26 protein-coding genes and 1 pseudogene are annotated in these 16,188 nt (G+C 61.6%); all 27 read left to right on the top strand.

The genetic code is table 11. The annotated features are described in order from the left end of the window. Positions 1-194 precede the first annotated feature (194 nt). Positions 195-878 carry a 50S ribosomal protein L3 gene (rplC, locus tag VHD36_23865; GenBank protein HVU90387.1) on the top strand — a complete coding sequence of 228 codons (684 nt, stop codon included), beginning with the start codon at positions 195-197 and terminating at the stop codon, positions 876-878. A 91-nt stretch (positions 879-969) separates the two neighbouring features. Further along, entirely contained in the window at positions 970-1,668 is a 699-nt protein-coding gene (rplD, locus tag VHD36_23860; GenBank protein ID HVU90386.1) for a 50S ribosomal protein L4, read from the top strand. Then, complete coding sequence (gene rplW / locus VHD36_23855; GenBank protein ID HVU90385.1) at positions 1,661-1,975, top strand: 50S ribosomal protein L23; 315 nt, start codon at positions 1,661-1,663, stop codon at positions 1,973-1,975. The genes rplD and rplW overlap by 8 nt, the downstream gene beginning before the upstream one ends. A 67-nt stretch (positions 1,976-2,042) precedes the next feature. Next, a complete protein-coding gene (rplB, locus tag VHD36_23850; protein HVU90384.1) occupies positions 2,043-2,900 on the top strand; it encodes a 50S ribosomal protein L2 in 858 nt (285 codons plus the stop codon). A 97-nt stretch (positions 2,901-2,997) separates the two neighbouring features. Continuing rightward, on the top strand, positions 2,998-3,285 hold the full coding sequence (rpsS, locus tag VHD36_23845) for a 30S ribosomal protein S19 (GenBank protein HVU90383.1): 288 nt from the start codon (positions 2,998-3,000) through the stop codon (positions 3,283-3,285). A gap of 90 nt (positions 3,286-3,375) precedes the next feature. After that, complete coding sequence (gene rplV / locus VHD36_23840; GenBank protein ID HVU90382.1) at positions 3,376-3,726, top strand: 50S ribosomal protein L22; 351 nt, start codon at positions 3,376-3,378, stop codon at positions 3,724-3,726. Between the two features lie 90 nt (positions 3,727-3,816). After that, positions 3,817-4,512, top strand: a complete 696-nt coding sequence (gene rpsC, locus VHD36_23835) for a 30S ribosomal protein S3 (protein HVU90381.1) — start codon at positions 3,817-3,819, stop codon at positions 4,510-4,512. Next, entirely contained in the window at positions 4,451-4,867 is a 417-nt protein-coding gene (gene rplP / locus VHD36_23830) for a 50S ribosomal protein L16 (GenBank protein ID HVU90380.1), read from the top strand. The genes rpsC and rplP overlap by 62 nt, the downstream gene beginning before the upstream one ends. 86 nt (positions 4,868-4,953) lie before the next feature. After that, complete coding sequence (gene rpmC, locus VHD36_23825; protein HVU90379.1) at positions 4,954-5,160, top strand: 50S ribosomal protein L29; 207 nt, start codon at positions 4,954-4,956, stop codon at positions 5,158-5,160. A gap of 91 nt (positions 5,161-5,251) precedes the next feature. Beyond that, positions 5,252-5,491: pseudogene (rpsQ, locus tag VHD36_23820) on the top strand (30S ribosomal protein S17). A gap of 195 nt (positions 5,492-5,686) precedes the next feature. Continuing rightward, the gene (rplN, locus tag VHD36_23815; protein HVU90378.1) at positions 5,687-6,055 is read left to right on the top strand and encodes a 50S ribosomal protein L14; all 369 of its coding nucleotides are present in this window, start codon (positions 5,687-5,689) and stop codon (positions 6,053-6,055) included. Continuing rightward, entirely contained in the window at positions 6,055-6,405 is a 351-nt protein-coding gene (gene rplX / locus VHD36_23810; GenBank protein HVU90377.1) for a 50S ribosomal protein L24, read from the top strand. The genes rplN and rplX overlap by 1 nt, the downstream gene beginning before the upstream one ends. A 67-nt stretch (positions 6,406-6,472) precedes the next feature. Continuing rightward, on the top strand, positions 6,473-7,108 hold the full coding sequence (rplE, locus tag VHD36_23805) for a 50S ribosomal protein L5 (GenBank protein ID HVU90376.1): 636 nt from the start codon (positions 6,473-6,475) through the stop codon (positions 7,106-7,108). A gap of 57 nt (positions 7,109-7,165) precedes the next feature. Continuing rightward, positions 7,166-7,351 carry a type Z 30S ribosomal protein S14 gene (locus VHD36_23800; GenBank protein ID HVU90375.1) on the top strand — a complete coding sequence of 62 codons (186 nt, stop codon included), beginning with the start codon at positions 7,166-7,168 and terminating at the stop codon, positions 7,349-7,351. A gap of 16 nt (positions 7,352-7,367) precedes the next feature. Continuing rightward, positions 7,368-7,763: a 30S ribosomal protein S8 gene (rpsH, locus tag VHD36_23795; GenBank protein HVU90374.1), complete on the top strand. Its 396-nt coding sequence runs from the start codon at positions 7,368-7,370 to the stop codon at positions 7,761-7,763. A gap of 84 nt (positions 7,764-7,847) precedes the next feature. After that, positions 7,848-8,393, top strand: a complete 546-nt coding sequence (gene rplF / locus VHD36_23790) for a 50S ribosomal protein L6 (GenBank protein ID HVU90373.1) — start codon at positions 7,848-7,850, stop codon at positions 8,391-8,393. Positions 8,394-8,455: 62 nt separating this feature from the next. Then, the gene (gene rplR / locus VHD36_23785) at positions 8,456-8,824 is read left to right on the top strand and encodes a 50S ribosomal protein L18 (protein ID HVU90372.1); all 369 of its coding nucleotides are present in this window, start codon (positions 8,456-8,458) and stop codon (positions 8,822-8,824) included. Between the two features lie 199 nt (positions 8,825-9,023). Then, positions 9,024-9,482, top strand: a complete 459-nt coding sequence (rpsE, locus tag VHD36_23780; protein HVU90371.1) for a 30S ribosomal protein S5 — start codon at positions 9,024-9,026, stop codon at positions 9,480-9,482. Continuing rightward, on the top strand, positions 9,479-9,982 hold the full coding sequence (rplO, locus tag VHD36_23775) for a 50S ribosomal protein L15 (protein ID HVU90370.1): 504 nt from the start codon (positions 9,479-9,481) through the stop codon (positions 9,980-9,982). The genes rpsE and rplO overlap by 4 nt, the downstream gene beginning before the upstream one ends. A 199-nt stretch (positions 9,983-10,181) precedes the next feature. Next, positions 10,182-11,546 carry a preprotein translocase subunit SecY gene (gene secY / locus VHD36_23770; GenBank protein HVU90369.1) on the top strand — a complete coding sequence of 455 codons (1,365 nt, stop codon included), beginning with the start codon at positions 10,182-10,184 and terminating at the stop codon, positions 11,544-11,546. 62 nt (positions 11,547-11,608) lie between these two features. Beyond that, a complete protein-coding gene (locus VHD36_23765) occupies positions 11,609-12,184 on the top strand; it encodes an adenylate kinase (protein ID HVU90368.1) in 576 nt (191 codons plus the stop codon). 3 nt (positions 12,185-12,187) lie between these two features. Beyond that, positions 12,188-12,973 carry a type I methionyl aminopeptidase gene (gene map, locus VHD36_23760; GenBank protein HVU90367.1) on the top strand — a complete coding sequence of 262 codons (786 nt, stop codon included), beginning with the start codon at positions 12,188-12,190 and terminating at the stop codon, positions 12,971-12,973. 164 nt (positions 12,974-13,137) lie between these two features. Beyond that, on the top strand, positions 13,138-13,251 hold the full coding sequence (gene rpmJ, locus VHD36_23755; protein HVU90366.1) for a 50S ribosomal protein L36: 114 nt from the start codon (positions 13,138-13,140) through the stop codon (positions 13,249-13,251). A gap of 203 nt (positions 13,252-13,454) precedes the next feature. Beyond that, positions 13,455-13,838 carry a 30S ribosomal protein S13 gene (gene rpsM, locus VHD36_23750; protein ID HVU90365.1) on the top strand — a complete coding sequence of 128 codons (384 nt, stop codon included), beginning with the start codon at positions 13,455-13,457 and terminating at the stop codon, positions 13,836-13,838. Positions 13,839-13,928: 90 nt separating this feature from the next. Continuing rightward, positions 13,929-14,309 (top strand): 30S ribosomal protein S11, encoded by a 381-nt coding sequence (rpsK, locus tag VHD36_23745; GenBank protein HVU90364.1) that lies wholly within the window; start codon positions 13,929-13,931, stop codon positions 14,307-14,309. A 94-nt stretch (positions 14,310-14,403) separates the two neighbouring features. Next, on the top strand, positions 14,404-15,030 hold the full coding sequence (gene rpsD / locus VHD36_23740; protein HVU90363.1) for a 30S ribosomal protein S4: 627 nt from the start codon (positions 14,404-14,406) through the stop codon (positions 15,028-15,030). Positions 15,031-15,169: 139 nt separating this feature from the next. After that, entirely contained in the window at positions 15,170-16,159 is a 990-nt protein-coding gene (locus VHD36_23735; GenBank protein HVU90362.1) for a DNA-directed RNA polymerase subunit alpha, read from the top strand. Positions 16,160-16,188: the final 29 nt, after the last annotated feature.

Genomic DNA, 16,188 nt, shown 5'->3' with positions numbered 1-16,188 from the left:
TCGACATCGACGATGTCGATCGTGCGCCGAGGGGGTGAATGGTTGCCGCTACTGGCGGTGCCATTGGGTCGACGAAGATCGATTAAACGACAGCTACTACAGAGTCACTTGTATGCACCGGATGCTGGGCGGGTAAACCGTGGCCTCATTGGCCGCTCGTTCCCGTCGGCGACCTGACACTCAAGGCGATTGCGATGGTAAAGGGATTGCTCGGCCGCAAGGTCGGGATGACGCAGATATTTGACGACGCTGGGAAAGTGGTCCCGGTTACCGTGATCGAGGCAGGGCCTTGCCATGTCCTGCAGGTACGCACCGCCGAGCGTGACGGCTATGAAGCCGTCCAGGTCGGGTTTGGTATCAAGCCGCGCCGTCTGGCCAGCCGCAGTCAGCGTGGTCATGTCGCTCGTTTAGAGAGCAAGCGCGGCAAGCGTCTTTCTTCGGCCGGTGTGGAGCTGGCCCCCAAGCCCGATTGCGAGCCTCCGCGCTTCGTGCGCGAGTTTCGCGGCGCGACCGAGTGCACGGTCGGTCAGGAGCTGAAGGTCGATCTGTTCAGTGACGTCAAAGCGGTCGACGTCACCGGGGTCTCCAAGGGGCGCGGCACGGCCGGCGTGATGAAGCGTCACGGCTTCAGCGGCCAGCGCGCCAGCCACGGTGTGAAGAAGGTGCATCGTCACGCAGGCTCGACGGGTTGCAATACTTTTCCGGCCCGCGTTTTCAAGGGGCGCCGCATGGCCGGCCGGTACGGGGCCGAGCAGAACACGGTCCGTAACCTCAAAGTAGTCGGCGTCGACGCCGAGAATAACCTGCTTTTGGTTCGCGGCGCGATCCCTGGCCCCAACGGCGGTTTCGTGGTGGTCAAGCAAACGAACAAGATGTAACTGACGGCTCGGTGGCTGCGGCCGGACGAATGATGTCCTGGGGCGGCCGATAGAGGCGAGCGAATTTGAATCAAGACGAGCGAGTGCAGCGATGACACGCCTTCCGGTGTATGACAAGACGGGCAAGGAGGTCGGCTCCTACGATATCGAGTCGACCGACCTGGCGCCGCGCATTAACAAGCAGTTGCTGCACGACGTCGTGGTCATGTACCAGGCCAATCAGCGCCAGGGTACCTTCCGCACCAAGTCGCGCGGCGAAGTGGCCGGCAGCACCAAGAAAATGTATCGCCAGAAAGGAACGGGCAACGCCCGTGCCGGTGGACGACGCAGCGGTGTTCGTCGTGGCGGCGGGCATATTTTCGCCAAGCGGCCGCGCGATTTTTCCTATCGCTTGCCGCGCAAGGCCGTGCAGTTGGCCACGCGCATGGCCGTGGCTTCGAAGATTCGCGACAGCCAGTTGATTGTCATCGACGACTTGTCGTTTCAGGCTCCCAAGACCAAGGACATGGCAGCCATCCTCACGGCGGTGAAGTGTGCGGGCGAAAGCTTGCTCGTCACCACGGCCACCCATGACGAGAACGTCTACAAGAGCGCCCGCAACATCGCCGACGTCACCGTGGCGCCCGTCGAGGGCTTGAATGCCTTGAACGTGCTGTTGCCGCGCAAGATGCTGGTGACCCGCGCCGCGCTTGACGCGCTGCGTAAGCGAGCCAGCGAGCAGGCCAGTGCCAAGGGTGCCCACGGTGCGCGGGCCGAAGGTAAGCAGGCCAAGGAGCCGACACATGGCTGAGCAGCAATCTCACGAAACGCACATTCTGTTGCAGCCGCACCAGATCATCATTCGGCCTTTGGTCACCGAAAAGGGGATGCACCGTTCGACGCGCCACAACGCGTACGCATTCGAGGTGAATCGCCTGGCGACAAAGACCGACGTCCGTCGCGCCGTCGAAGAGTTGTTCAACGTGAAAGTCGAGCGTGTACACACGCAAAACCGCAAAGGGAAGCCGCGACGCTCGCGCTTCCGTAGTGGACGAACGAAAGACTGGAAGAAGGCGATTGTGACGCTCAATGATGAGCATCGTATCGAGTTCTTCTAAACGACCGCTGTGAACTTTTGGCGGGCGTGACCGGGTCGCGCCCGCGAGATGGGAAAGAAGGCTGGCCATGGGCCTACGACGATACAAACCGACCACGGCCGGACGCCGCGGCGCCTCGGTCAGTGATTTCGCCGAGCTCACGCCGGGATACGTTCCGGAAAAAACCTTGCTGCGCCCCAAGCCGAAGACCGGCGGGCGCAACAACCAGGGGAAGATCACGGCCCGTCATCGCGGTGGCGGTCACAAGCGGCAATACCGACTGATTGACTTTCGCCGCAACAAGGATGGCGTCCCGTCCCGCGTGCATTCGGTCGAGTACGATCCAAATCGCAGTGCCCGTATCGCGCTGCTGCATTACGTCGACGGCGAGAAGCGATACATCCTGGCCCCGAATGGGCTGAAGCAAGGCGATCAGATTCAGAGTGGGCCCGAGGCGCCCCCCTCGATCGGCAATTGCCTGCCGATGAAGAACATTCCGCTGGGCATGACGATTCACAATATCGAGCTGCGTCCCGGTTGCGGTGGTGTGTTGTGCCGTTCGGCGGGCACGAGCGCCGTGCTGGCCGCACGCGACGCGGGCTGGGTACAGTTGACCTTGCCGAGTGGTGAAATTCGCCGCGTGCCGGCCGATTGCCGGGCTACGATCGGTGCCACCAGCAATGCGGATCATATGAACGTCGTGCTGGGCAAGGCGGGTCGCAAGCGCTGGATGGGGCGACGCCCGCACGTACGCGGCACGGCCATGAACCCGATCGACCATCCGCACGGTGGTGGTGAAGGTCGCACCAAGGGCGGTCGCCATCCGGTCAGTCCGACGGGCAAGCCGGCCAAGGGCGGCGGTACCCGCAAGTCGCGCAAGGCGTCGAACTCGGCGATCGTGCGTCGTCGTCGTTCGCGCCGCTACGGACAAATCAAGTTGTACTAAGACAGTTGTACTAGACAAGTGACGCGCGGCGTAAAGTCCGCGGATGCCAAGCAAAGCCTGACAGAGCCCGAACCAATTCGGGCGGAGCCAACGAGCGATGGGAAGATCATTAAAGAAGGGACCGTTCGTCAACGCCAAGCTGTTCCACAAAGTGCAGCGGATGGAGTCGTCGGGCGGCAAGCAGCCGATCAAGACCTGGGCCCGTGCCTGCACGATCGTGCCCGAGTTCGTCGGCCACACGTTCATGGTTCACAACGGCAAGCTGCATTTGAAGGTGTTCGTCACCGAAGACATGGTGGGTCACAAGCTCGGCGAGTTTGCTCCCACCCGCACCTTCCGCGGTCACGGCGGTAAGGCCAAGAAGGCAGCCCCCGGCGCAGCATAGCCAACGAAAGTCATGGTTAACGAAGATCGAGCGGGCGGCCTGACTCCCGCAAATCGGCGACAGATAATCAGCGAACAGGTGTAGAAAACAATGGCCTACGAAGCGACGCATCGATTCGCCCGCATTAGCGCCCGCAAGGTGCGGCCGATCGCGGACTTGATTCGCGGCAAGCACGCTGACGAGGCGCTGGACATCCTGCGGTACATGCCGCACCGCGGCGCTCGGATGCTGGAAAAAGTGTTGAAAAGCGCCCTGGGCAATGCCGAGGATCGCCGAGCCCCCAACGTGCAGAACCTGGTGGTTGTCGATGCACGGGTCGACGGCGGGCCGATGTTCAAGCGCGTTCGCCCGCGTGCCCGCGGCATGGCCTTCATGGTCAAGCGGCGGATGTCGCACATCCATATCAAGGTGGACGATTTGTACGCTGCGGCCGCCGAGTAAGGGACGCGCTGAACAAGAACCGTATTTACTGACGAGAGCGGGCTGCTGACGACCAACCTGTCTCGATACCGCTAGCCAACAAGAGAATTTATGGGTCAGAAGGTAAATCCCGTCGGATTCCGCACCGGCATCATGGTCGGCTGGAAGAGCCGCTGGTACGCGTCGAAGCGAGAGTTTGGCGATCTGCTGGTCGAGGACCAGAAGATCCGCGACTTCGTCAAGGACAAGTATCGCTATGCCGGGCTGCCCAAGATCGAGATCGAGCGCACCCGCGATGAAGTGAAAGTCGTCCTCTTCGCCGCCCGGCCGGGCATCATCATCGGCCGCAAGGGGCAAGAGGTCGAGCGTTTGCAGGCCGAGCTGCAAGAGCTGGTCGGCCGGCGGATCAATATCAAGATCGAGGAAATTGCCCGGCCCGAGATTCAGGCCCAGCTCGTCGCGGAAGACATTGCCGAGCAGTTGGCCAAGCGGGCCAGCTTCCGTCGCACGATGAAGCGGGCGATGGAACAAACGATGGAGGCTGGTGCCAAGGGGATTAAGATCCAACTGGCGGGCCGGCTAGGTGGTTCGGAAATGGCGCGCCGCGAAAAGCAGATCGCCGGTTCGATTCCCTTGTCCACGCTGCGGGCCAAGATCGATTACGGTTTTACAGAAGCCAAGACCGCCCAGGGACACATCGGTGTCCAGGTGTGGGTCAATCAAGGTATGTACGAGGAAGAAAACAATGGCGCTGATGCCCAAGAGGGTCAAGCACCGAAAAAGCCAAAGAGGACGTATAAAAGGTAACGCCACGCGTGGCAACCGCGTCGTCTTCGGCGAGTTTGGCTTGCAGACGGTGCAGGGGGGTTGGATTCCGGCGGCGACGCTGGAGGCCGGCCGTATCGCCGCTCAGCAATACCTGCGTACCGAAGGGCGGTTGTTCGTGCGCGCGTTCCCGCACAAGCCTATCACGTCCATCCCCCTCGAAACCCGCATGGGTAAGGGTAAGGGTGAACCGGAGTATTGGGCGGCGGTCGTGAAGCCGGGCAACATCCTGTACGAGATTTCGGGCGTCACGGAAGAGGCCGCGCGGCTCTGCTTTCGGCGCCTCGCGCACAAGATGCCGGTGCGCGTGCGACTGATCAAGCGGCGTGCGATTTAGTCCGCAGCCTACTACGTCGGCGGACAGGGCAACCGGACGAAACAAGACTTACCACGAACGAGCATTACTGCCGAGCGATAAGTGCGATGAGCAAAGCCTCTGAACTCCGCGAGATGAGCGACGAACAGTTGACGCTGACCTTGCGTGAAACGGCGGAAAACCTGTTTCGCCTGCGCATCAAGGCGCAGACCGAGCGGCTCGATGCCCCCAGTGAGCTGCGCAAGCACCGCCGCCTGATCGCGCGTTTGAAAACGATCCAGACCGAGCGGTCCAAGGCCACGGCCGGTCAATAACGCGACGAGCGAGTTAAGACAACGGGCCCGTCCGCCGCGATAACAAAACTTCAAATTAATACAGATTGTTCGAGCCTAAGAGGAACGTGGGATGCCGAAAAAGACTGCCATTGGCGTCGTAACGAGCGACAAGATGGCCAAGAGCCGCCGCGTGGAGATTCCGCGGCTGGTGAAGCATGCCCGATATGGAAAGTATTTGCGCCGCCGCACGGTATGCCATGTTCACGACGAGAACGAGGAATCGTCGATCGGCGACACGGTCGAGATCATCGAATGCCGCCCGATGTCGCGGCTGAAACGCTGGCAGTTGGTCCGCGTCGTCAGCAAGAGCCAGGCGGTCGACATCGCGGCGATGCGGGCTGCGGCCAAGTTGAAGGAAGCGGCGACCGAGGGTGAGGCCGAAGCGAAGAGTGAAAGCGGAGCAGAGTAAGGTCGATCCGGCCGCGAGTTGGTCGACGGCGACCAGCTCGACAGCGACGTATGGCCGGCGATCGGAACAGTGCGAAATTCCTGCAGGGTGTGAACCATGATTCAGATGCAAACCCGACTTAACGTGGCCGACAACACCGGCGCGAAGGAAGTCACGTGCATCAAGGTGCTCGGTGGTTCGCGCCGCCGCACGGCCGGCTTGGGCGACATCGTCGTGTGCAGCGTGAAGAGCGTGATTGCCGGCAGCGACATGAAAAAAGGGTCGGTGGTCAAGGGCGTGATCGTGCGTTGCAAGCAGCCGACGCGGCGCGCCGATGGCAGCTATGTGCGCTTTGACCGCAATGCCCTGGTGTTGATCGACAACGACAAGAATCCCCGCGGCACCCGCATCTTCGGCGCCGTGGCGCGCGAGCTGCGGGAACGCAACTTTATGAAAATCGTCAGCCTGGCGGCCGAGGTGGTGTGATGCACATTCGCGTAGGCGATACCGTGGAAGTGATTTGCGGCGATGGCCGCGGCCAGCAGTCGAAAGTGCTGTCGGTCGACCACAAGGCCGGCAAGGCGATCGTCGAGGGGGTGAATCGCGTGTACAAGCACATGCGCCGCAGCCAGCGCAATCCGCAGGGCGGCCGCTTGTCGAAAGAAATGCCGGTGCAACTCTCGAACGTGATGTTGGTCTGCCCGTCGTGCAACCAGCCGTCGCGTACGGGGGCCCGTCGCGCCAATGACGGCAGCAAGGAACGGTACTGCAAGAAGTGCGGGGCGCACGCCGGACAGATCGCGCCGTCGCCGACCAAGGCTATCAAGAAGAAATAACGAAACAAAAGCCGTTTTGCCGATTCGGTGGCGGCGTTAGCAAGAAAAGGTGCGGAGCGAACGAACGATGTCTGCCGCGAAGAAAAAAGCCCCCGAGGCGGAAGAAAGTCGGCCGGCTGGCCCGGCGCCGACGCCGCGACTGCGCACCCGCTACGAGCAGGAGATTCTGCCGGCATTGGCCAAGAAGTTGGGCCGCAAGAACCGCCTGTCGCTGCCGAAACTGCAAAAGATCGTCGTGAACATGGGCGTGGGGGCCGCCATCTCGGAGAAGAAGTATCTCGAAGAGGCAGTCGGCGCGATGACGCAGATCACCGGCCAGAAGCCTCTGGTCACCAGCAGCCGCGTGGCGGTGTCGGGCTTCAAGCTGCGTGAAAACATGGCGATCGGGTGCAAGGTCACGCTCCGCGGCAACCGCATGTTCGAGTTCCTCGATCGGTTGATCTCGCTGGCTTTGCCGCGCGTGCGCGACTTTCGTGGGCTCAACCCCAACGCTTTCGATGGGCATGGCAACTACAGCCTGGGCCTGTCCGAGCAGTTGGTGTTCCCGGAGTTGAATCCCGACAAGTACACCCGCGTGCAGGGCATGAACGTGACGCTGGTCACGTCGACCAATAACAACGACGAAGCTCGCGAGTTGTTGCGCGGCTTCGGTCTGCCGTTCAAGCAGGACGAGACGAAGCAGGGCAAATCGGGCGCCGCCTGATGGCTGCACCGAGAAGCCCGAACCGATAACAGAGCTCCGTAACAAACTGGATCACGCATGGCAAGTAAGTCGAAGATCGCGAAGGCCCAACGGGTGCCGAAATTCTCCACGCGTCGCGAGTCGCGGTGCAGAATCTGCGGGCGGCCGCGGGCGGTGTATCGCAAGTTCGGCATCTGCCGGATCTGCCTCCGGAATCTGGCCGACAAAGGGCTGATTCCCGGATTGAAGAAGGCAAGTTGGTAAAGGGATCCCTACGACCATGATGACTGACCCTATCGCCGACATGTTGACCCGCATCCGCAACGCCGTGCGCGTTGAACGGCCCGTGGTCGAGATGCCGCTGTCGAAGGTAAAGCGAGGGCTCGCGGAAGTCCTCAAGCGCGAAGGCTATATCTGGGACTGGGAAGAGTTGGACCAGAACCCCGGCAAGCAGTTGCGCCTGCACCTGAAGTACGGACCCAACGGAGAGATGGTCATTCGCCATATCAAGCGAGTGAGCAAGCCCGGCCGCCGCATCTACAGTGGCGCCACCAGCCTGCGTCCCGTGCTGAATGGGTTGGGGATTTCCATCATCAGCACCAGCCGCGGCGTGATCAGCGACCGAGAGGCACGGCAGCGGAACCTGGGCGGCGAAGTATTGTGCGAACTGTGGTAGCTGCAAACTTTGGTAGCTGCCGAACGGCTGCCGCGATGGTTTCCCTACGTCGGCGCGAGAATTGAATTAAGTGAGTAAACAACCATGTCGCGGATCGGAAAAAAACCAGTGGCCGTGCCGGCCGGCTTGAAGGTCGAAGTCGCCAAGCAGCGGATCGCCGTCGAGGGCCCTCTGGGCAAGCTCGATTGGAACTTCCGGCCCGAGGTCGCGGTCGCTTTTGACGACAAGTCGCGTCAGCTCGAGATCACGCGGATCAACGACTCGCGCCAATCGCGCGCCCTGCACGGTCTGACCCGCGCCATGATCCAGAACATGGTCGAAGGCGTGACCAAGGGATACGAGAAGAAGCTGGAAATCGTGGGGGTCGGTTACCTGGCCGCCGTTCAGGGAAACAAGCTGCAGCTGCGTGTCGGTTTTGCCAACGAAGTGCAGATGCCGATCCCGGCCGGGCTGAAGGTGATCTGCCCCGATCAGACCCACATCGTGATCAAGGGGGTCGACAAGCAATTGGTGGGACAATTCGCCGCTGAAGTCCGCGCGACACGCAAGCCCGAGCCGTACAAGGGCAAGGGCGTCCGCTACGACGGCGAGCAGGTCCGCCGCAAGGCAGGCAAGGCAGTTACGAAGTAACCGGTCAGCAAGGACCGGGCGGAAATAACCACGACGTCGTAAAACGTCAGGCGAGTGAACCGATGAACCACGAAAAGACCAACGCTCACCAGCGGATGCGCAGACGCCATCGCGTGCGCAACCATATCAAGGCGCACACCACGCGGCCGCGGCTGGCCATCTTCCGCAGCCACAAGCACGTCCACGCCCAGATTATCGACGACGACAAAGGGCATACGCTTGTCGCGGCCGGCACGGAGCAAAAGGATATTGGCAGCGGCGTGAAGTACGGCGGCAACAAGGCGGCGGCCCAGGCCGTGGGCAAGGCGATTGCCGAGCGGGCTCTCGCGGCCGGCATCAAGGATGTGGCCTTCGATCGTCGCGAATATCAGTATCACGGTCGCGTCGCGGCGCTGGCACAGGCGGCGCGCGAAGCTGGCCTGAATTTCTAAGTTGAAAACGCGACCAGCCTAGTTAAATCAGACTAATCGGGAGAGACGAGTGTCGACTAATACAGGCAGCACGCGAGGCGGTGATCGCGGCGGTTCGCGCGGTGGCGATTCGGGCGGCCGCGGGGGCTCGCGCGGCGGCGATTCCGGCCAGCGCGGCGGCTCGCGCGGTGGTGATTCCGGCGAGCGACGCGGCAGCGATCTGATCGAAAAGGTCGTGCAAATCCGCCGTTGCGCCGCGGTGGTCAAGGGCGGTCGCCGGTTCAGCTTCTCGGCCATCGTCGTCGTCGGCGACGGGCGCGGACGCGTCGGTTGGGGCTATGGCAAAGCCAACGAAGTGCCCCCCAGCGTCGAGAAGGCCACGAAGGACGGCTCCCGCAAGATGGTCGAGGTTTCGATCCAGGACGGCAGCATCCCGCACACCGTCGAAGGACGCTTTGGCGCCTCGCACGTGATCCTCGTGCCCGCCAGCGCCGGCACCGGCGTGATCGCGGGCTCCAGCGTTCGTGCCGTGTGCGAAGCGGCCGGCATTCACAACATTCTCACCAAGAGTTTCGGTTCCACGAATCCTGCCAACCTGGTCAAAGCCACGATTGCCGCCCTCACCAGCCTGCACTCGCGCCAGGACGTAGAGCGCCTGCGGGGAGTTTCCCTCTCATGAACATTCACGACGTCAATCGCGGCATCAAGAAACACAAGAAGCTGAAGCGCGTCGGTCGCGGCCCCGGCTCGGGGCATGGCAAGACCGCGGGACGCGGTCACAAGGGGCAAGGGCAGCTTGCCGGTTGGACCAGCCACCCCGCCTTCGAGGGCGGTCAGTTTCCGGTCGCGCGGCGCGTCCCCAAGCGCGGGTTCCACAATAAATTTGCCCAGGTTATCAAGGCCCTGAACCTCAGCGTCTTGAACGATTCGTTCGAGGCGGGGGAGGAAGTGACGTTGGACCGCCTCCGCAGCGCGGGCCTGGTTAGTGGCCGGTTCGACGAGTTGAAGATCCTGGGCAACGGCGAGCTGACGAAGAAGCTGAAAATCACCGCCCATCGCTTCAGTGAGTCGGCTTTGGAGAAGATCAAGAAGGCCGGCGGTGAAGCCGTGGTGCTGCCCGGTAAGGCTCCTGTCGTGAAGGGGCAGAAGAAAGACGCCAAGAAAGCTGCCCAGAGCTAGCTGGCTCGGGCAGTTGGGGTCACGGGTGGCGGGGATCCTAAGTATCCGCGGGCCCAGCTAGCCGAGGGTATTGCTCCGAAGTTAAAATCGGACCCGCGATCAATCGCGTTCGGCAAGCGTCGCTTGCTCGCCTGCAAATCACCAACTTTGCCGCCGGCACGGATCGTCGGCTGCACGCGCAGGAAGGATGGAACGAGCCATGTGGGAAAAAATTCGCGTCGTTTTCACCATTCCCGAGTTGCGCCAGAAGATTCTCCTGACGCTCTTGTTTCTGGCGATCTATCGCGTCGGCTGGTGGATTCCGCTGCCAATCGTCGATAACGCCAAAATGGCCGAGTTCTTCAACGCCCAAGGGCAGGGCGGCTTGGGAACCATGCTCAAGCAAGTGGCCACCTTCAGCGCCACCATGCTTGACCAGGCGACGATCTTCGGGCTGGGCATCATGCCCTACATTTCGGCGTCGATTATCTTCCAACTCCTCTCCAGCGTGTGGCGGCCGCTCGAAGAGTTGAAGAAAGAGGGCGAAAGCGGTCAGAAGAAGATCAACGAATACACCCGCTATGCCACGGTCATTCTTTGCCTGGGGCAGAGCTGGTTTTATGTGAAGTATCTGGTCACGAACGGTTTCGTGCGGCCCGAGTTTCTCGTCGATGGCCACCTGTCTTACAGTTGGTACATCGTCGCCGTGATGACGATGACCGCCGGCACCGTCTTCTTGATGTGGCTGGGCGAACAGATCGACGAATTCGGCATCGGTAACGGCATTAGTTTGCTGATCATGGCCGGCATTCTGGCGCGCATGCCTGCCGCCGGTTACGACATGATGCGCCCGCTGTTTCAGAATGGGTTCAAGGGGCTGTCGCTCGGCGGTGGCGCCGACCAGATGGGGGTCGAGAAGCTGATCGTGCTGGTGGCGCTGTTTGTCGGGGTGATCTGCGGCGTAGTGTTTATCACGCAAGGACAACGCCGCATTCCCACGCAGAGTGCCAAGCACGTCCGCGGTCGCCGCGTTTACGGGGGCACCCGGCAATACTTGCCGCTAAAGGTCAATCAGGCCGGCGTGATGCCCATCATCTTCGCCAGCAGCTTGCTGATGTTTCCCGGATTATTGTTCACGTGGATTGCCAGCCTGAAGCCGGATAGCGGCTTCCTGCGCGACATTGCCAACGCGTTCTACAATCATTCGTCGTTTCTGTACAACCTGATGTACGTGCTGTTGATTTTCTTCTTCTGTTACTTCTGGACCGCGATTTCCTTCAATCCCAAGGATGTTTCGGACAACCTGAAGAGCCACGGCACGTTCATTCCCGGCTACCGTCCAGGGAAGCGTACGGCCGACTACCTGGAAAAGGTGATGATTCGGATCACCTACGTGGGGGCGGGCTTTTTGGCCGTGGTGGCGATCCTGCCGACGGTTGTTGCCAACTCGGTGAACATCAATTACCAGCTTGCCAATTTCTACGGAGGGACCGGCCTGCTGATTGCCGTCAGCGTCGCTTTCGACCTTGTTCAAAAGATCGATAGCCACCTGGTCATGAGAAACTATCGAGGCCTGCTCGAGTAATCGAGTTCGAGCGGACCGTGACGCCAGCGCGGGCGCCACGCGTCGGGGGGGCGAGCAGCAAGATGAGAATCGTCTTTATTGGCCCACCAGGCGCCGGCAAAGGGACGCAGAGCGAGCGTCTGGTCGCGCTTTTGGGGATTCCCCATCTATCCACCGGTAACATGTTGCGCGAAGCGCGCGACAGGCAGACCGCCGTGGGCCGCGCCGCCGAAGAATACATGCAGGCCGGGAAGCTGGTTCCCGACGAGATCGTGCTGGAGTTGGTGAGCCAGCGGTTAACCAAGCCCGACTGCGCCGCGGGAGCCCTGTTCGACGGCTTCCCGCGCAACGTGGCCCAGGCCGAGGCGCTCGACGCTTTGCTCGACGCTGCCGGCACGCCGCTCGAGGTGGTGTTAGAGCTAAAGGTCGATGACGAAGTCGTGAAGCGCCGGCTGAACGGTCGCGGACGCTCGGACGACGAATCGAACGTCATTGCCGAGCGGCTGCGCACTTACTGGAATCAGACGCAGCCGCTGTTGGACTATTATCGGCGGCACAGCCTTCTACAAACGATCGACGGGCAAGGAACGGTGGACGAGGTGTTCGCCCGAATCCAATCCGCGATCCGGCGCCAGGGGCCCCCAGGTTCGGACGATTGAGGAGTGATTTCGAAGGTGCTTACGCTACGTTCGCCACGAGAAATTGCCTTGATGCGCAAGGCCGGGCTGGTTGTGTGGGAAGCCCACCAAATCGCTGCTCGACTGGTCAAGCCTGGGATCACCACGGCCGAGATTGACGCCGCGATCGAGCGCTTCTTTGAAGAAAAGAAGGCCGAGCCGCTGTTCAAGGGCGTGCCCGGCGTGGTCCCCTTTCCGGCCGTGACCTGTATCTCGGTCAACGAGGAAGTGGTGCACGGCATCCCCGGCGCGCGACGACTGGCCGAGGGGGATTGCGTTAGCATTGATACCGGCTGCCGCGTCGAGGGGTGGTGCGCTGATTCCGCCGTCACGCACCCCGTTGGTCAGGTCGAGCCGCGCGTGGCCAAACTGCTCGACGTGACCAGGGGCGTGCTGTACCTGGCCATCGATCTGATGGGCAAGAAGCGGTTGTGGAGCGAGGTCGCCGCCGAGATGGAAACCTACGTCAAGGACGCCGGTTTCTACGTCGTGGAAAGCTTCGTCGGGCACGGCATCGGCCGTGAAATGCACGAAGATCCCCAGGTGCCGAACTTCGTCAGCAAGCAGCTCCGCCGCAGCGGCGATTTCGAGCTGCGCCCGGGGCTCGTGATCGCCGTCGAGCCGATGGTCAACACCGGCACCAAGCGGGTTAAGAGCATGCCCGACCATTGGACACAGGTCACCCAGGACGGGCTGCCGAGTGCCCATTTCGAGCACACGATCGCGATCACGGAAAAGGGGCCGGTCGCCCTGACCGCGGGCCCGGATTGAACCAGAAAAATCGAGAAATATGCGGGTGCGGACCGGTTAGCCGCAACCGCCCTAAAAACCGCCCCTCAGGGGCCTTGTAGGTCCCGCTGAGAAACGTTTATACTTAGTCGCTTTCGAATGCAATTCGGCCGAACCGCCGTTCGGACGTCGCCAGGCTCTCGCTTATGAAAATCCGCGCCAGTATCAAGCGTATCTGTGAAAGCTGTAAAATTGTCCGCCGCCGCGGGGTGGTGTACGTCGTCTGCAGCAATCCACGCCATAAGCAGCGCCAGGGTTAGCCGTCCGCTATCGCCTGGGCCTTTCGTCCACGGCCAGACCGGCTACTGGTGGGTGATGGCCGTCAGGGGCGCCGGCGGAGGGTGCTTGCTCGGCAGAGGGTTTTGGGGCGGCTGGCAGTCAGGGAAACGGCCCGTTGGTCAAGACGATATTGCCGCGGTCGGTGTGCAGCCGGCCGCGTACTTGAGTTTGGGAGTTGAATTTTATGCCGCGCTTGCTCGGCGTTGATATCCCCAGCGATCGGCCTACGGTCATTTCGCTGCAGTACCTTTACGGTGTCGGCCAGAAGGTCGCCCGTGAGTTGTGCCACAAGGCGGGCATTGATCCGCAGATTCGCGCCCGCGAGCTGGGCGAGGACGAAGTGGCCCGCATCGCGGCCCTCTTGGACAAGGACTACACGGTCGAAGGGCAGTTGCGGCGGCAAACGGCGCAAAACATCGCGCGGCTGCGTGACATCGGCTGCTACCGCGGCATTCGTCACCGCCGCGGCTTGCCGGTTCGCGGACAACGGACGCGCACCAACGCCCGCACCCGCAAGGGTCCCAAGAAGACGGTGGCCGGCAAGAAGGGCGTCAAAGACCTGAAGTAATTTGGGCTGAAGTAGTTGGGCGGCCTCGAACGCGGCTCGTGACGCGGACGCCAAGAGAGAATCGAACAATCACGCAAAGCACGAAGAGATATGGGAAAGAACAAGCGACGCAAGGTCCGCCGCAACGTTACGCTGGGGGTCGCCCACGTGCGGGCCACCTTCAACAACACCACGGTGACGATCACCGACAGCAAGGGTGACACCTTGTGTTGGGCCAGCGCCGGCACCAGCGGCTTCAAGGGAAGCCGTAAGAGCACGCCGTTCGCCGGTCAGTGCGCCGCTCAACAAGCCGCCGAGAAGGCGTCGAAGTTCGGCGTGAAGGAAGTGGAAGTCAAGGTGAAGGGGCCCGGCAGCGGTCGTGAAAGCGCCGTCACGGCACTGCAAGCCGCGGGTCTCACAGTCAAAAGCATCGAGGACGTGACGCCGCTGCCGCACAACGGCTGCCGTCCGCCGAAGAAGCGCCGCGTCTAAAGTCGTCGCTCAGCGAGATTAACGCACGGCAACATTAACATCGCGTCGTTGAGTTTTTCAGCGAACCAAGCACAGCAACCGAATTTTCTAGACTATGGCTCGTCATACTGGACCTGTTTGTCGTTTGTGCCGCCGCGAGGGCATCAAGCTGTTCCTCAAGGGGTCGCGTTGCGATACGCCCAAGTGCGCCGTCGAGCGGCGCGGCACTCCGCCCGGCATGCAGCAGGCGCGGCGCGGCAAGATGACCGATTACGGACTGCACCTGCGCGAGAAGCAGAAAGTGAAGCACTATTACGGCGTGCTGGAACGGCAGTTTCGCTGCTACTTCAGCGAAGCCGAGCGGTCGCGCGGCAACACCGGCGATACGTTGATGAGCCTGCTCGAACGCCGGCTGGACAACATCGTGCATCGCCTGGGCTTCGGCCAGAGCCGCGCCCAATCGCGGCAGTTGGTCGCCCACGGACACATCACCGTGAATGGACGCCGCGTGGATATTCCCAGCTACCTGTTGAAGGCCGGCGACGTCATTCGCGTGAAGAACCGCAAGAAGAGCCTGCAGGCCGTGCAGGCCAATCTCGCGGATAACAGCCGCGACGTTCCTGATTTTCTCACCAGGCTCGACGGCCCCATGCCCGAAGGACGCGTCAATCGGCTGCCCGAGTCGATGGACGTTTCGATTCCCGTACAGACGCAATTGATCATCGAGTTGTGCTCGAAGTAAGAGCGCGGCTCCTCGGTCGGCGATCCCGCCGGACAGCCGACAACCCTTACCGTTTATGGACTGAAGTCATCGCCGCCGGCAAAGCGCTTGGGCCGGTCGTGCGTGTTCCCTCAAGCCGCTGTCTCCAGGGAGGCTTGTAATGCGAATTCGTTGGCGCGGGTTTGAACTGCCCAGTGTCGTTTCCTGTGATCACAAGACGCTTACTTCGTCATACGGCAAGTTCGTGGCCGAGCCGTTCGAGCGTGGATTCGGCGTGACGGTCGGCAACAGTCTGCGTCGCATCCTGCTGTCGAGCCTCGAGGGCAGTTCGGTCACGCAGATCAAGATTCACGGCGCCCAGCACGAGTTCAGCACTCTGCCCGGCGTCGTCGAGGACATGACCGACGTGGTGTTGAACATCAAGTCGCTGGTGGTGAAAAACCACAGCGAATCGACCCGCGTAATCCGCATCGACAAGAGCACCAAGGGCGTGGTCACGGGCCGCGACGTGCAGACCGACGACGCCGTCGAGGTGATCAACAAGGACCAGGTGATCGCCACGCTTACCAGCGACGTGCCGTTCGTGGTGGAAATGGTCGTGGAGAATGGCCGCGGCTATGTGCCCGCCAGCGAGCATACGCCGCAGACGCAGGAAATCGGTATCATTCCGGTCGATGCTGTTTACAGCCCGGTCGTGCGGGTCCGCTACGAGATCGAAGAGACGCGCGTCGGCCAGAAGACCAACTACGACAAGCTGACGATGGAGATCTGGACTAACGGTTCGGTTGGTCCGGAAATGGCGCTGGTCGAAGCGGCCAAGATTCTCCGCAAGCACCTCAATCCGTTCGTTCAGTACAACGAGTTGGGCTCCTCGGTACACGCCGAAGGCCGCTCCGGCAGCGGCGTGACGGATGCCGCGGTCGAGTCGAAATTGAACATGAGCCTGGCCGAGTTGAATTTGTCGGTGCGGGCCACCAACTGTCTGGAATCCGAAAACATTCACACGGTCCGCGACCTGGTCGTCCGCACGGAAGACCAGTTGCTGGACGTGCGCAATTTCGGCGAAACGACGCTCAACGAGGTCCGCGATAAGCTGACTGAATTGGGCCTGCGCCTCGGCATGCGGTTGCCTACGACGATGTCCACTTAAACAACATCCACTTAAGCATGTCGACTTGA

It is taken from the genome of Pirellulales bacterium (genome assembly GCA_035546535.1).
In the GTDB taxonomy this organism is placed as follows: Bacteria; Planctomycetota; Planctomycetia; order Pirellulales; family JACPPG01; genus JACPPG01.
Note: the sequence above shows the minus strand (reverse complement) of the source record. Positions and strands in the feature narration are given on the sequence as shown.